We start from the raw sequence: 15116 nt of genomic DNA, 5'->3' as shown, positions 1-15116 counted from the left end.
AATTGTTTGATAGAAGGATAATTCATGTCCCACATTCGTTTCGCCCGTCTTAGTCTGCTGCTGGCCGCCATCGGCCTGAACGCTGCCCCTACCCTGCTGGGTATGACCCCTGTGGTTGCCGCCGAAGCGGCCAAACCGGCCGAACCGCCCAAGGACGTTGTGCGTCCGGAAATCTACAAACTGATCGATCCGGCCCAGACCAAAGACCTGCTGGCTAACAAGAACTTCGCCGAATTCCAGAGCCGCATCGACCAGTCGGCCGCCATGCCTAACGTGACGCCTTACGAACAGTTCGTGCTGAACCAGATGCGCGTGCAACTGGGCCAGGCTTCGGACAACCACCAACTGAGCGTAAAAGGTCTGAGCGAGATGCTGGAATCGGGCCGTCTGAAACCGGAAGACAAGCTGCGCTTCATCGAAGCGATTGCCGGCATCTACTACAGCAACATCAAGGACTACGATCAGGCCATCGTCTGGTTCAACCGCTATGGTACGGAATCGGGCAATATGCAGAAACAGCACCAGTTCATCGTACGTTCGATGTTCTTCAAAAACGATTTCGCCGGTGCCAAGGCTGAGGTGCTGAAAGACCTGGAAGCGGCCAAGAAGACCGGCATCGCACCACCGAAAGATGAGCTTAACCTGCTGGGCAATATCGGCATCAAGACCAAGGATACCGAACTGTATCTGCAGGCTGTGGAAGAGCTGACCCGCTACTACGCTACGGAAGACTACTGGTTCGACCTGCTGAACCGCACCCGCGGCAAAAAAACCTACTCGACCCGTTTCGATCTGGACGTAGCCCGTCTGAAAGCACTGGCCGCTCCATCGAAAATGGAAACGGAAGACTACCTGGAGCTGGGTGATCTGGCCGTGCTGGGTGGTTTCTTCACCGAAGGTAAAGTGGCGATGGACAAGGCCTATCCTAACGGCGTCCCTGCCGGCAAGGATAAAGCCGTGATCCAGAAGGTCAAGGACAGCGCCAACAAGGGTGCCGCCGACGATGCGAAAAACATCGACAAAGGTATCGACGCAGCGATGAAATCGAAAGACGGCGTGGGTCTGGTCAATCTGGGCTACAACTACATCGCACTGGGCCAGTTCGACAAGGGTATCGACCTGATGAAACAGGGTATCGCCAAAGGCGTAGCCAAAAACCCTGAAGATGCCAAACTGCGTCTGGGCTATGCGCTGGCACTGGCCGGCAAAAAAGACGAGTCGGTCAAACTGCTGGAAACCATCACCGGCAACGACGGCCGCGCCGATCTGGCCCGCTACTGGATCATGTACCAGAACCCGCCTAAAGCGGTTGCTGAAGCCCAGTAATCTCTCATAGCAGTATCCCCCCTGCGGCCGGATCTTCCGGCCGCAGTGCTTTCCGGCCCCGCTTGCGCTCAGAACTTGAGGCGCCAGCCCGCGCGATTGGCCAGTGCCGTCCAGCCCATCATCGCCAGTGTCAGTACGGCCGCATTCAGCAGGCCTGCATGACCGCCCTGCGCCAGATACGGCCACCACCAGCGCGGCATATGCAGCACGGCCATGGCCTGCTCCCACAGATCGGGGGCGATATACGCAAACAGCGCATTGCTGCCAGCCGGCAGCAGGAACACACACCAGCGCCGCCACTGCAGCAGATCGATCAGCACATGGAACACGATGTACAGGGCCAGTATCAGGCCCGCACATACCAGCGTGTAGGATTCCGTTGCATAGATCTTGTTGATGCCGTGATAGGGGCGCAGCAGCAGACCGGCCACAAACAATGCCAGCGCCAGCCAGGCCAGCGCACGCACGCGCTGCCACGGCGTGCTGGCGGCCTGCGTCAGCAGCAGCGTAGCCAGCACGCCGGCCAGCATATTGGCCGAGGTGGAGCCCAGCAGTTGCGGCACGTTCACCAGCGCGTCGAGCGCAGCGGGGAAAACCACGGCACCGGCCGTGCCGCCCATGTACAGCACCAGCAGGCCGGCCAGCGCGCCCGTCAGCGCCATGGCATTGCCGCCCGTGGCCAGATACAGCAGGCTGCAGACCAGATAGGCCCAGCCTATCATGCCCAGTATGCCCCACCAGCCGTGGGTCAGATACACGCTGGGGAAATCGGCATCGGGCTGGCCGCGGAACAGCAGCAGCAAGACCAGCATCAGCGCGCCGCCCAGCCATGCCTGCCAGCGCGCCCCGCCCTGGCGCCACAGCAGCAGCATGGCCAGATAGAACAGCGTCATATACCAGGCACGCGGCAGCAGCGCCAGGGCGCTATAGCGGTAGGCATTGGCCAGCACCACACCGGCCACCATCAGACTGACCGCACGCCAGCACAGGCGCCCCAGCAGGGCCGGCGTCACCTGCCCGACGGCACGGCGCAGCGCCAGCGGAATCGCCATGCCGGCGATGAACAGGAAGCCGGGGAACACCAGATCGGGCAAGGTGATGCCGTCCGCGCGCGGGCCCGCGTGCTCCAGCCAGTAAGGTATGGCAGGCATACCGCCCAGATAGTTCACCCAGATCATGGTCAGAATCACGAAGCCGCGGAAGGCATCGAGGCTGAGCAGGCGGGTAGTGCTGCTGGTGCTACCGCCAGTGGCTAAGGTGTGGGTCGTCATCGCGCTAGACTTTCACATACCACTGGCGCTTATCCATCTGCCAGCCGACTATCCAGCACAGCAGCATGAAGCACAGTGCAAACAGCAGCGACGCCACCTGCGGCGGCGCCAGCGGCTGGAACAGCTGCTGATACAGCCAGCTATAGCCCGTCAGCGTGCCCACGTGCAGGCGGACCAGCACTACCACGGCCAGTTCCGACAGCATGAAAATGAACAGGGTGTTCTTGCCATACACTTCGAAGAAATAGGTCCAGCCGCGCTGGCCGCGCACTTCGATGAGATACACCAGCAGCGCCAGGATCAGCAGATCCAGCCCTATGGTCAGCACCACGTAGGAACTGGTCCACAGCTTTTTATTCAGCGGCAGCACCAGCTGCCAGCACAGCGCCAGCAGCACCAGCAGCACGCCCGCCTGCACCATGCGGCGCAGCGTTGCCACGCCCGTGCCCTGCTGCAGCAGCATGCGGCCGGTGAAATAGCCGGCCAGCAGATTCACTGTCGCCGGCAGCGTACCGAGCAAGCCTTCCGGATCGAAGGGCACACCCTCGCCGTGATACAGGTGCGCCGGACCCAGCAGCCACAGGTCGAATCTGGCCGGGGCATTGCCGGCCAGCGTCAGATCGCCGAAGGCCAGCAATATCCACCAGTAGCCGAGCAGCGCCAGCACGCAGTACAGCACGGCGCCGCGCATGCCCCAGAAATTCAGGATCAGTGTGGCCAGTAGCGAACACAGGGCGATGCGCTGCAACACGCCGGGGATGCGGGTAGTGGCCAGCGGGATCAGGCCCCAGCTGCCACTGGCATCCTGCGTCACGAAGGGGAACCAGAACATCAGGAAACCCAGCAGGAAGATGATGATATTGCGCTTGAGCGCCTTGCGCAGCACGGCACCATGGCCTTGTGCCGCATAGCGCGGTACGGCAAAGCTCAGCGCATTGCCCACCACGAACAGGAAGGTGGGAAATACCCAGTCGGTCGGCGTAAAGCCGTGCCACTGGGCGTGCAGCAACGGGGCAAACACGTGGCCCCAGTCACCCGGCGTATTCACCACGATCATCAGCGCTACCGTCAGGCCGCGCAACACATCCAGCGCCAGCATGCGCTTCATTGCGGGCGCTCCGCTGCGGCAGCGCCCATGGCACGCAGATAGGCGCCAGCCGGCACACCGGCCATGCCGCTGCACAGCGCATCGGCACCTTTAACGGGCTGGCGGCACGGCGTATCGCGGTCCAGCGACCAGTAATGCAGGCCGGCCAGCTTGAGCTGGGCGACGGCGCGCGCCAGCCGCTGCATGTCGGCCACGGTGAACACGTTTTCCACCACATCGTTCACGCCCAGCATGGGGGTCAGTTCGATCTGATTATACGGGATGCCGTACTTGCGGTGCACATTGTGCGCCGCCTGCAGGGCCGAGCGGCCCATGTCGCAGCGGCCCTTGCGCAGTACGCACACCTTGCGCGTGGCGGGGCCGTAATCCATCACCATCAGGTTGAAGGTGTAGTTGCGCAGGCCTTGCCGGCGCACCGACTTGAGTACGGTTACACCCAGCGTATTCAGGCTGTGCAGGCTGCCGTCGGACGCGGCATGGGTGGCCACGGTAAAGCTGAAGCGCAGCGCAGGACGGCGCTGCTGCGCCACCACGGCGCGTCCCACCAGCGCATCGATCTGGGCCGGAGTCTGGCCTTCTTCGATATCGAAATCGATGCCCAGCAAGGCGGGCGTATCGTAGCGGCTGATGAAGCGCTCCATGCCTTCATCGCTGGCGCAGGTGAACATATGGCCCTGCCCGCCCGTGGATACGATATAGCCTATGCCGGCCTGCGCAAACGCGGCCACATTGGCTGCCGCAATCTGCGCCCCGCTCACGCTGCCCCAGACTTCTTCGCCGCACTCGCCGCTGGCAAAGGCCCAGCTCAGGGCGGCGCGGCCGAAGCGGCTAGCGCCATCGGCCAGATACGGCATGCGCACACCCTGCGGTGCGACCGTGATGACGGGCGCGGCATCGTCCTGCCACTGCGCCAGATGTTTGTAGGCACTCAGCACCACGGGCGGCGCGCCCGTCGCAGCGCCAGCGGGCGTGGAAGCGGCGGAAGCTGCTGCAGCATCGGCGCCATGGCCGGCCGCGCAAGTGCACAGCATGGCGCCGGCCAGGGCCAGCGCAGGCAGGGAAATTCTATGCATAGTTAATCCTGTCACACAAAGAAAAAAGGCTGCCGGCACCAGTGCCGGACAGCCTTGCTCAATCGCGGCCAGCCATGTCAGACAGGGCCGGCCGGATCAGTCATGCCATTAGAACTTGACGCGCAGACCACCGTACACGGTCTTGCCGTTTTTGTACACGCCCGAGATCTGGGTGGTGTCGGTTTTGTACACGGTCATCAGCGGATCGTTCAGGTTCTGCGCTTCCACGGTGAACATCACGTTCTTGTTCAGGGTGTAGTTCACAGCGATGTTCAGCGAACCGTTAGCGCTCTGGAAGTAGTCGGCACCGCCGCGGTTACCCAGCTTGTACACCGAACGGTGGCTGTAGGCGATACGTGCGCTGAAGCGGTCATCTTCGTAGAAGGCGCCTACGTTGTAGGAGTTCTTCGAGGTGCCGTACAGGGTGCAGTCTTCGCCAGCTTTGCCGTTGCAGGTGCCGGTAGCCAGTTTGTCGGTCAGTTTGCCATCGGAGTAGGTGTAGTTACCCGACACGCCGATGCCGCCCCAGATGTTCTGCTCGTAAGCCACGTTGAAGCCATTCAGCTTACCGTTGCTATTCACAGGAGCCGAGATGTCGTAGTCAGCGATGGCGCCCTGTTTGGAAGCGTCAGCGTATGGCAGGATGCTATGGCCATAAGCGATCACACCTTTCAGGTCGCTGCGGAATACGCCAGCCGACAGCAGGGCTTTAGGCGCAAAGTACCACTCCATGCTCAGATCCAGGTTGTTGCTGCGGATCGGGGTCAGGTAGGGGTTGCTGCCTACGCCGGTGTGCTGCAGGTCGCGCAGGTCGTTACCAGCCAGCTGGCCGAAGTCAGGACGCGACAGACCGCGGTTCACCGCAACGCGGGCGATCAGGTCTTTCGACAGGTCGGCGCGCAGGTTCAGGCTAGGCAGTACGTCGTTGAAGGTCTGCTCGTACTGTGGTTTGCCGCCTGGCAGGAAGGCGTGGATGTTCATCTTGGTGCGTACCAGACGTACACCGACGTTACCGCTGACAGTCTCGGAAGGCTGCAGGTTGGCCATCAGGTAGCCAGCGCTGGTATCTTCCTTGATGTTGAACTCTTGCTGCGTAGCGTGGTTATTGAAGGTGGCGTACTGCGCTACCCACGATGCCACGTAGTCGTTGCTGATCTTGAACGGGGTGAAGCCCGGGGTCGGGTTCACAGGCAGATTGCCGTACCAGTTGGAACCGTAGCTGCCCACTGCACTTTCAGGAATCTGCTTGTCGTCATTCGAACCGGCAGCCAGGGCCATGCCGAATTTCTCCAGATCGCGCTCATGCTTGGCGAAACGGCCACCAAATTTGATCGATGGCACCAGATCCGAAGCCAGTTTCATTTCAGCGTCAACCTGGCCATAGGTTTCCTTGTCGGTCGAGGAAGTGTAGCTACCCCAGCCGCCGATGCCGCCGCCATTGCGCACGAACTTGTCGCCGCCCGGTACGTTCAGCACGAAGATGCCTTCGTTGGTCAGCGAGTAGCCAGCACCCTGGTTCCAGCCGCTCTGCACTTCGAAGCCGACGTCCTTGGTTTTGCCGCTGCCGCTGGTGTGGCCCAGTTTACCGGTCAGGGTCAGGTCATCGCTGACTTTCCACTTGGCGTCGAAGTTCACGAACTTCGAATCGGTCTTGGCATCAGGACGGGCTGCCACGTCTTCCACCGCCGACCAGGCGCCGTTGGTATTCGCACCGAAAGCGTTCTTGTCGAAGAAGATAGAGGTAATGGTGTTGCCGACCACGGTGTAGGAACCGGTTGGTTTGACGCCGTTCGGGCTGGAAGGAATACCTTTGAACGGGCTGACCGTGTCCGCCATGAAGTTGGTGTTGTAGTTCTTCGCGTCGACGGTCGACAGGAAGCCCGACAGATCCAGCGTTACATTGCTTTGTGGTTTCCACTGCGCTTCCAGGTAGCCACCGTTACGCTTACGCTCTTGCTCGAACAGCACGGCGCCGCTCAGCAGGCTGCCGTTCTTGCCGGCCAGTGCAGGGTCGACGTAGGTCGACGGCACTTTATCCCACCATACGCCTTCCGAACCGGCGCGTTGCAGCTTACGGGTTTGCGAGAACACCTGGGCCAGAACGCCGAAGGTGTTGTCTTCGTTTTTCCAGTTAACCAGTGCGGTAATTGCCGGGTCGGTCGACTTGGCAGCGGTCGAGTAAGCCGCTTCGACGGAGGCCGAAGTGGTCAGGCGATCCTTGAATTCCAGTGGCTTGCGGGTCTGGATATCGACGGTACCGGCAGCGCCGCCTTCGATCAGGTCCGCTTGCGACGATTTGTGCACCACGATGCGGCCGACCAGATCCGATGGCAGCAGGGTGTAGGAAACACTACGGCCGCCAGCAGCGATGTTAGGACCGTACCAGTCACCGCTCGATACGGTGTGGCCGTTCAGGGTGGTCAGGGTGAACTGCGAGGACAGGCCGCGCAGCTGTACGTGTTCGTTCTCGCCGAACGAACCTTCGTTCGAACCGGCGCTGGTGGTGGTCACGCCAGCGACGCGCGACAGCGAGTCAGCCACGTTCTTGTCCGGCATTTTGCCGATGTCTTCCGCGGTGATCACTTCCACCAGCGAATCCGCATTTTTCTTCTGATTCAGCGACTGCTGCAGCGAAGCGCGGATACCAGTCACGACAACGGTGGCTGGATCTTCTTTAGCTTGCTGTGCTTGGGCCGACATGGCGACGCTCATGGCCAGTATGGCCACGGCTGCAGCGATCGGCTTCATGCGCTGTTCTGCGGTGAAATTACCTTTCATATACTCCCCCTTTGATTGGTGGCTTCTTTTTAGCCAGTCCAGGTTAAACGTAGATCTCCAAAAGCAGTCGGTTGCCGCCGCAACTTCCTGCAGATCCCTTCTTTGCAACCACTTACAAAACCAATTTAACGCCAATATACTCCAGACCAATACCAGAACACTACCAGTTTTCGATATTTTTCTTCATGTTGTATGAACAATACATACCACTTTGTTGCTTTCTGTCACAGGTAAGAGGCGTAGCAGTGGTCTAATCCAATAAGACCAGTGCAATACCGCACAACTGGTCTTTTTTGGTATTATTTTTCAACAAACCAAAGGGAGACCACTGGGTATGAATGCGCTAGCACAGATCATGCAGAAGTTGGACGAAAACAATAGTCAACCCCTGTATCTGCAGCTGCAGCGTGCTTTGCGCAGCGCCATAGACAGCAAGCTGTTCGGCAAGGATGGCGCCCTGCCCGCCGAACGCCAGCTGGCCAGCGAACTGGGGCTCTCGCGCATCACGGTGCGCAAAGCCATCGATGGACTGGTGGAAGAAGGCCTGCTGGTACGCCGGCCCGGTTCGGGCAACTTCGTCAACACCCGGATAGAAAAGAACTTCGCCAAGCTCAGCTCGTTCTCGGAAGATATGCGGGCACGGGGCCGCCAGCCGCACAGCGTCTGGCTGAAACGCAGCGAGGGCATCGTCGCGCCCGAGGAAGCACTGCGGCTGCGCCTCAGCCCCGGTACGCTGGTGTACCGCTTCCACCGCATCCGCTATGCCGATGATGTGCCGGTCTGCCTTGAATATGCCACGCTGGTAGGCAGCAGCCTGCCCGCGCTCGATGCCGTGCAGGATTCGCTGTACACGGCGCTGGAACAGGCCGGCAACCGTCCCGTACGCGCGCTGCAGCGCCTGAGCGCCCTGCTGCTCACGGGTGAGCAGGCCAGCCTGCTGCAGACCAGAACGGGAGAAGCAGGACTGGCGGTGGAGCGGCTAGGCTTTCTGCGCGACGGCCGCGCCATCGAATTCTGCCGCTCCTACTTCCGCGGCGACCTGTACGACTTCGTGGCCGAACTCAACGCCAGCTGAGCCGCCTATTTTTTGCTGGCGTCGCCCGCCGTCACCACCGACAGCCGGGCCGGATCGATGGCCTTGCGGAAGGCAGCATTGACCTGCGCCAGCGTGGCCGCGCGTAGCTTGGCTTCATAGGCTTTGCTCCAGCTGTAGCTGCGGCTCCGGAACAGATTATTGGTCCAGCCGGCGGCCACGATGCCGTCCTGGGCGCGGTTCTGCGCGCGCTGCTGCAGCAGGCCGGATTTGGCACGGGCCAGCTCCTGTGCAGTGAACCCTTCTTTGACGGCGCGTTCCAGTTCCTGCCGTATCGCGGCCGAGAGTTTTTTCAGGTTCTGTGGCGCGGCGATCGCTTCGATGGTGAAGCTGCCCGCATTATCCAGCTCGCCCGCCTGCAGGCCGCTGCCGCCGCCGTAGGACAGGCCGTCCTTCTGGCGGATGCGGTCCATCAGGCGCGATTTCAGGCCGCCATCGCCGAAGATGTAATTGGCCAGCTCCAGCAGCGGCATGGCTTCGTCGTCGATATTCAACGCCAGCGGCAGGCGCGCCAGATACACACCGTTTTCCTTGTCCGGCGTATCGATAAAGCGCTGTAGCGGCGCCTGGTCGGCATTGCTGCGGATTAGCGGCGCATAGGCGACCTGGCTATCCCAGCCGGCGAACTGGGCTTCTACCACGGGCTTGATGGCCGCCGCGTCGAAATCACCGACGATGGCCAGCTCGCCATGGCTGGCACCATAGTACTGGCGGTGGAAGGCCACCACCTGCTCCAGCGTCAGCCCCTTCACGGCAGCCAGCAATTCATCGGTGCTCATGCTGGCGCGCGGATCGCCTTTCGGATAGTGGTCCAGATATTCGTCCAGCGCATTGCGCGCCAGCGTCTGCGGCTCGTTGCGCGAGGCTTCGATGGCCACCAGCCATTGCTGGCGCAGCTGCTCGAATTCGGCCGGCGGGAAGCTGGCGTCCTTCAGCACATGGGCCACCAGCTGCAGCGCTGCCGCCAGATGGGGGCCGGTCGTATCGAACTGGTACAGGCCACCGGACATCTTGAGTTCCGACATGGCATCGGCCAGTTGCTGGCGCGTGTAACGGCTGGTACCGCGCATCAGCATTTCATTGGCCACGCTGGCCACCACGCCCTGATTGAACAGATTCTTCTCGTCACCCCAGTGCAGCTGCAGATGCACGGACACGCTGGCGCCACGGTTCTTCTTGGGCAGCAGCGCCACTTTCAGGCCGCCTATGTTCAGGCGCTCGGTACGCGCATCGATATTGTCCTGATCGGGATTGAAGACTTCCGCTGTCAGCGCGCTGTTGTGGCCCTTGAAGTCGTGCATCACCTGTGCCACCGTGGGCGCAGCAGGAATCTCGGCACGCTGGGGCGCATCTTCCGGGATGAAACTGCCCACCACACGGTTGTCGCGCTTCAGATAGCGCCCTGCCGCTGCCGCCACCTGCTGCGCAGTAAAGCCGGGCAGCTTGTCGCGGCCCTGGAATAGCAGACGCCAGTCGCCGAGCGCAATTTCTTCCGACAGGCTGACGCCGACCCGCTGCGGATCATTCAGGGCTTTCTCGATGCTGTTGGCGAAGCTGCGCCGCGCCCGCGCCATTTCTTCCTCCGTGGGCGGCATGCTGGCAAAACTTTCCACCGTGGCGATCAGCGCATCGCGCACCGGCTCCAATGCTTCTCCGGCTTTCACCACGGCGCCCATCAGCTGCAGGCCCGGCGCATAACCGGTCTGACCGAAGCTGAACACCTGTGCTGCCTTGCCTGTCTCCACCAGCGCCTTGTGCAGCCGGCCATTCGGCGTGTCGCCCATGATCTCGGACATGAAGCTCAGCGCATCGCTATCTTCCTGCAGCGCCGAGGGCACTTTGTAGCCCACCACGACCAGCTGCATATCGCCCTTGCGGCGCACGACAAAACTGCGCTCGCCATCCTGCACCGGCTCCACCGTCCAGAACGGCGGCAGGCTGCGCCGCGGTTTGGGGATCACGCCGAAAGTCTTGCTGATCCAGGCCAGCGTGCTGGCCGGCTCGAATTTGCCCGCCACCAGCAGCACGGCATTATCCGGCTGGTAGTAGGTACGATAGAAGGCCTGCAGATTCTCGATCCGTACATGCTCGATATCGCTACGGTTGCCTATGGTCGAACGGCCATAGCTATGCCAGTCGTAGGCCACGCTCTGCATGCGCTTGAGCAGTACGCCGAAAGGACTGTTCTCGCCGCTCTCGTACTCATTGCGCACCACCGTCATTTCCGTATCCAGATCCTTGCGCGCCACCTTGGAGTGCACCATGCGGTCCGCTTCCATCGCCAGCGCCCACTTCAGGTTATCGTCGCTGGCCTGGAACACTTCGTAGTAGTTGGTGCGGTCTAGCGAGGTGGTGCCGTTGAAATCCATGCCACGCTGGGAGAATTCCTGCACGATGGACGGGTTTTTCGGCGTGCCCTTGAACAGCATGTGTTCCAGCAAGTGGGCCATGCCTGTCTCGCCGTAGTTCTCGTGGCGCGAACCGACCAGATAGGTCACGTTGACGGTGACGGTGGGCTTGGACGCATCGGGAAACAGCAGCACCTTGAGGCCGTTGGGCAGACGGTATTCGCTGATCCCGTCAGTTGCCGGACCGCGCACCACGCCCTGCGGCAGAGTACTGGCAGCCCATGCGGAGCCGGTGGCATAGGTGGACAGGCCGCACAGCAGCAGGCTGGCGGCAGCGCAGGACTTCAAACGGCTGCAGTTCATGGAGGCTCTCGCAAATTCTAGGAACGAGCAGCATACGCCTAGCCACAGGGACATGACTAGCCACTTAAGCAGAATTTAATCGGGTGTGTAGCGCGGCAAGGCAGCGCCGGCCAATCCGGTGGCCGGACGGCAGATGTGTAGCCGGACTCAGGTCTTGTCCGGCAGGATGCAGGCGTCGACCATTTGCAGGTCGTTGTCCTTGGCGAAGGAAATCACGAAGTGGTAAGCCATGGGCTCGAGGTCGCGCAGCTTGCCGTTGACGACCACCGACTTCACGCCATCGAGCACCACGGGGCGCACATAGGGCGAGAACTGCAGGTGGGAATCGCGGCCACCGCCGAAGCCTTCCGGCTTGAAGCAGGCCATGACGCCGCACAGACGTTCGGCCCAGTCGCTAGGACGGAACTGGCGGCCATTGCTGGTACGGCCGATGATGAAGAACGAATCCTGCTGTTCTAACGGATTGTGGGCTGACTCGGCCATAGGCGGGCTGCTTCTGCGTAGATACTTGTTGGTAACAAGAATGCGTGAATGGTCCCGACGGATTTGCCGGGCGGATATCATTCTGTAAGAATCTTACGTATTATATCTTATAGAAGACCTTAATACGTAAGTCCTTGAATAAACGTCGCAAATTTTCACGATCAAGCATTTTGGTGCAGAAATACCATCTTTCCGCACCACGGCAATGCGCCTATTGTACCCTTTTAGGGCGCCGCTCCCAGCCACACCGCGCCGGACAGCAGCAATAACAACATCATCCACAACAGCAAGGCGCGCCATACCAGGCCCACCGTGCTTTGCAGCGCGCGCACATTCGGCTCTTCGCCCGGCAGCACGTCCGGCTCTTCGTCGCTGCTGTCCACTGTCGCAGCATCGACCGGCAGCACCTTGGCAGCATTTTCTGCCGGTGTGCCCAGGCGTACGCCCATGGCGCCGCCGCCAGCGGCCAGAATGATGCCGATGGCTTCATCGGTCCAGCGGTGGGCGAAGTTACGCCAGGCGTAGATGGCGTCTTCGAAATTACCGACCACGGCGAAAGCCACTGCCGTCAGGCGCACAGGTATCCAGTCTATCCAGTAGAACGCACGGGCAGCGAACTGGCCGAAGGCTTCGTTGCGCATATGCTCAGGCTCGTTCCATGCACGGGCCAGATGTTCGGCCACGCGGTACATCACGGCGCAGGCCGGGCCCAGCGGCATGAGGAACCAGAAGAACACGCCGAATACATTGCGGTGCGTGGTGATCAGCGATTTCTCCACCGCCAGACGGGCGATTTCCGAGCTTTCCATGCCCACCGTATCCTGCTTGGTCCACTCGCCCAGCAACTTGCGTGCAGCCGCCTCGTCGCCCGCGTTCAGGGCCAGCTGGATAGAGGTGAAATAGTGGCTGTAGTGGCGGAAGCCCAGCGTCAGGTAGACGATCAGCACGTTCCAGGCAAACGCGGCGAGGAACAGGTTGTAGTGCTTGAGGACGCCGTAGATCAGGGCGGTCGGCACCATCAGCAGTGCCATCATCAGGAACCAGCCCATGCGGCCGTGGCTCGAATGACCGGCATTGAACCAGGTCTCCATGCGCAGCGCCAGTGCCTTGATTTCCGCGTAAATCGGATTATCGGCCCGCAGTGGCTTCATCTGCTCGATCAGCAGCGCGCATAAAATAGAAAGAAATGTCATCTAACGTCCTTGGATAGGGCTAAGCTGCAATGCCCGCTACGATAGCGCACCGAGCCTAGGCACGCAAGAAATGGAACAGATTGCGCAGCATGCCGGCGGTGGCACCCCAGATGAAATACTCGCCGTAGGGCATGGCGTAGAAGCTGCGCCGCCCTACCGGCAGTTCGACTGACAGGCGCTGGTGGTTCTGGCCATCCATCAGAAAACTCAGGGGCACTTCGAATACTTCCGCCACTTCGCCGGGATCGGCCTGCAGTGCGAACGGCGGCTGCAGCAGCGCCACCACCGGCGTCACGCAGAAACCCGTGCCCGTCAGATAGTGCGGCAGCGTGCCCAGCACGTCAACGTGGGCGCGCGCCAGCCCGATTTCCTCTTCCGCTTCGCGCAGCGCGGTGTCGATGGCGCTGGCATCATAGTCTTCGGCGCGGCCGCCGGGAAAACTGATCTGGCCGGCGTGCGCGCTCAGATGTTCGGTACGCAGCGTCAGCAGCAGCTGCAGTCCGTTTTCGCGCGCCACCAGCGGAATCAGTACCGAGGCCGGCGTGGGTGCCTGCCTGGGCGCCAGCATGCCCGATTCGTCGGCCGTCTCGGCCTGCCATGCGGGCTGCTCGGCAAAGCGCTGGCGCAGCCAGTGCGGTGTCAGGCGCTCCAGCGCCACGGCGGCTTCGCCGGCGACAGCATCGACGGGCAATGCGCGGGGATCAAACGGGGGGCGTGCCAATACGCTCTCCTCCAGTGATGAAATCAGAAGAAAAAAGGGCGCCAGCGGCGCCCTTTCCCGAGGCCTGCAGCCTCATGCTTCCTAAACTAACGCAGCAATTGTCGTGACAATTAAGCAGCGTCGGTTTTCGCCGCTGGGCGACGGTTAGGCAGCTTTTCTTTGATACGTGCCGATTTACCGGAACGATCACGCAGGTAGTACAGTTTAGCGCGACGTACGTCACCGCGGCGTTTCACTTCGATCGAAGCGATCAGCGGGGAGTACAGCTGGAAGGTACGCTCAACGCCTTCGCCGGACGAGATTTTACGAACGATGAAGTTCGAGTTCAGGCCACGGTTACGACGGGAGATCACAACGCCTTCGTACGCCTGAGCACGCTTACGGGTGCCTTCGACGACGTTTACGTTAACGATCACGGTATCGCCAGGTGCAAATTCAGGAATGTTTTTGCCCAGACGAGCGATTTCTTCTTGCTCGAGTTGTTGAATCAGATCCATTTTACGGCTCCATAAACCATCATGCTGGCGCGCTGACCTACTTGCCCAGTAGAGGATGGGGGTTACACGTACAGGCAACATGCCTGCACATGACATCAGCAGATTTTTACAAACCTGCCAAAAACTGTTCGTCTTTGCGCGTCAGCAAACCGGCTGCACGGGCTTCGACGAGTAAATCGGGGCGCTTGCGCGCGGTCGCTTCCAGCATGCGCTGACGGCGCCATTTTTCAATCTCGGCGTGGTTGCCGCCCATCAGTACCGGCGGCACGCTCATACCCTCATACGTCTCGGGGCGCGTGTAGTGCGGCGCATCGAGCAGACCATTGACGAAACTGTCCTCCACCGCCGAGGCATCCGTGTTCAGCACGCCAGGTATCTGGCGGATCACGGCATCCATCAAGGCCATGGCCGGCAGCTCGCCACCGGACAGGACGAAATCGCCGAGGCTGATTTCTTCATCCACGCAGCGATCCAGCAAACGCTGGTCGACTGCTTCGTAACGGCCGCACAGGATGACCAGACCGGCTTCCTGTTTCAGCTCCATCACCCGCGCATGGGTCAGCGGTTTGCCTTGCGGCGACATGAACACTACCCGCGGCGTCGGCAGACCGGCATCGGTCTGGCGCGCTTTTGCGGCGTTCAGCGTCGCTTCCAGCGGTTTGGCCAGCATCACCATGCCGGGGCCGCCACCATAGGGGCGATCATCCACGGTGCGGTGATTATCGGTGGTGAAATCACGCGGATTCCACAGCGACAGACCACATTTATTCTGTTCGAACGCACGCCGGGTGACACCCGACTGCGTCAGAGCGGCGAACATTTCAGGGAACAGGGTCACGACATCAAATTGCATGGCGGGCCG

Annotated in this window: 12 protein-coding genes; 2 read left to right on the top strand and 10 right to left on the bottom strand. The window is 61.0% G+C overall.

Annotated elements, in window-relative coordinates:
- Positions 1-24 precede the first annotated feature (24 nt).
- Positions 25-1326 (top strand): hypothetical protein, encoded by a 1302-nt coding sequence (locus GTP23_RS19505; protein WP_161036629.1) that lies wholly within the window; start codon positions 25-27, stop codon positions 1324-1326.
- 68 nt (positions 1327-1394) lie between these two features.
- Here the strand turns inward: GTP23_RS19505 and GTP23_RS19500 are convergent, their stop codons facing one another.
- From GTP23_RS19500 to GTP23_RS19485, 4 genes are all read right to left on the bottom strand, one after another.
- Positions 1395-2597, bottom strand: coding sequence for a DUF5009 domain-containing protein (locus GTP23_RS19500; RefSeq protein ID WP_161036628.1), 1203 nt, complete (start codon positions 2595-2597; stop codon positions 1395-1397).
- A gap of 4 nt (positions 2598-2601) precedes the next feature.
- A complete protein-coding gene (locus GTP23_RS19495) occupies positions 2602-3705 on the bottom strand; it encodes an acyltransferase family protein (RefSeq protein WP_161036627.1) in 1104 nt (367 codons plus the stop codon).
- A complete protein-coding gene (locus GTP23_RS19490; RefSeq protein WP_161036626.1) occupies positions 3702-4778 on the bottom strand; it encodes a glycoside hydrolase family 18 protein in 1077 nt (358 codons plus the stop codon). Before GTP23_RS19490 ends, GTP23_RS19495 begins: the two co-directional genes overlap by 4 nt.
- 108 nt (positions 4779-4886) lie before the next feature.
- Entirely contained in the window at positions 4887-7556 is a 2670-nt protein-coding gene (locus tag GTP23_RS19485; RefSeq protein WP_161036625.1) for a TonB-dependent receptor, read from the bottom strand.
- Positions 7557-7890: 334 nt separating this feature from the next.
- Here GTP23_RS19485 and GTP23_RS19480 point away from each other — a divergent pair, with 334 nt between their 5' ends.
- Positions 7891-8631 carry a GntR family transcriptional regulator gene (locus GTP23_RS19480; protein WP_161036624.1) on the top strand — a complete coding sequence of 247 codons (741 nt, stop codon included), beginning with the start codon at positions 7891-7893 and terminating at the stop codon, positions 8629-8631.
- Between the two features lie 5 nt (positions 8632-8636).
- On the opposite strand, the gene GTP23_RS19475 is transcribed toward GTP23_RS19480, so the two are convergent.
- The 6 genes from GTP23_RS19475 to trmD all read right to left on the bottom strand — a co-directional run bounded on the left by GTP23_RS19475 (position 8637) and on the right by trmD (position 15107).
- Complete coding sequence (locus GTP23_RS19475) at positions 8637-11360, bottom strand: M16 family metallopeptidase (protein ID WP_161036623.1); 2724 nt, start codon at positions 11358-11360, stop codon at positions 8637-8639.
- 147 nt (positions 11361-11507) lie between these two features.
- Complete coding sequence (locus GTP23_RS19470) at positions 11508-11843, bottom strand: DUF3579 domain-containing protein (protein ID WP_155434606.1); 336 nt, start codon at positions 11841-11843, stop codon at positions 11508-11510.
- Between the two features lie 224 nt (positions 11844-12067).
- Complete coding sequence (locus GTP23_RS19465) at positions 12068-13036, bottom strand: CobD/CbiB family protein (protein ID WP_161036622.1); 969 nt, start codon at positions 13034-13036, stop codon at positions 12068-12070.
- A gap of 55 nt (positions 13037-13091) precedes the next feature.
- Positions 13092-13757: a CoA pyrophosphatase gene (locus GTP23_RS19460; protein ID WP_161036621.1), complete on the bottom strand. Its 666-nt coding sequence runs from the start codon at positions 13755-13757 to the stop codon at positions 13092-13094.
- Between the two features lie 110 nt (positions 13758-13867).
- Positions 13868-14254: a 50S ribosomal protein L19 gene (gene rplS, locus GTP23_RS19455; protein WP_155434603.1), complete on the bottom strand. Its 387-nt coding sequence runs from the start codon at positions 14252-14254 to the stop codon at positions 13868-13870.
- A gap of 106 nt (positions 14255-14360) precedes the next feature.
- Entirely contained in the window at positions 14361-15107 is a 747-nt protein-coding gene (gene trmD, locus GTP23_RS19450) for a tRNA (guanosine(37)-N1)-methyltransferase TrmD (RefSeq protein WP_161036620.1), read from the bottom strand.
- Positions 15108-15116: the final 9 nt, after the last annotated feature.

It is taken from the genome of Duganella fentianensis, assembly GCF_009857835.1.
GTDB lineage: Bacteria > Pseudomonadota > Gammaproteobacteria > Burkholderiales > Burkholderiaceae_D > Rugamonas > Rugamonas fentianensis.
This window is presented reverse-complemented; position numbering and strand designations above follow the sequence as displayed.

Coding starts and splice junctions, on each gene's coding strand:
- GTP23_RS19505 (WP_161036629.1), top strand. CDS start 25: ATGTCCCACATTCGTTTCGCCCGTCTTAGTCTGCTGCTGGCCGCCATC.
- GTP23_RS19500 (WP_161036628.1), bottom strand. CDS start 2,597: ATGACGACCCACACCTTAGCCACTGGCGGTAGCACCAGCAGCACTACC.
- GTP23_RS19495 (WP_161036627.1), bottom strand. CDS start 3,705: ATGAAGCGCATGCTGGCGCTGGATGTGTTGCGCGGCCTGACGGTAGCG.
- GTP23_RS19490 (WP_161036626.1), bottom strand. CDS start 4,778: ATGCATAGAATTTCCCTGCCTGCGCTGGCCCTGGCCGGCGCCATGCTG.
- GTP23_RS19485 (WP_161036625.1), bottom strand. CDS start 7,556: ATGAAAGGTAATTTCACCGCAGAACAGCGCATGAAGCCGATCGCTGCA.
- GTP23_RS19480 (WP_161036624.1), top strand. CDS start 7,891: ATGAATGCGCTAGCACAGATCATGCAGAAGTTGGACGAAAACAATAGT.
- GTP23_RS19475 (WP_161036623.1), bottom strand. CDS start 11,360: ATGAACTGCAGCCGTTTGAAGTCCTGCGCTGCCGCCAGCCTGCTGCTG.
- GTP23_RS19470 (WP_155434606.1), bottom strand. CDS start 11,843: ATGGCCGAGTCAGCCCACAATCCGTTAGAACAGCAGGATTCGTTCTTC.
- GTP23_RS19465 (WP_161036622.1), bottom strand. CDS start 13,036: ATGACATTTCTTTCTATTTTATGCGCGCTGCTGATCGAGCAGATGAAG.
- rplS (WP_155434603.1), bottom strand. CDS start 14,254: ATGGATCTGATTCAACAACTCGAGCAAGAAGAAATCGCTCGTCTGGGC.
- trmD (WP_161036620.1), bottom strand. CDS start 15,107: ATGCAATTTGATGTCGTGACCCTGTTCCCTGAAATGTTCGCCGCTCTG.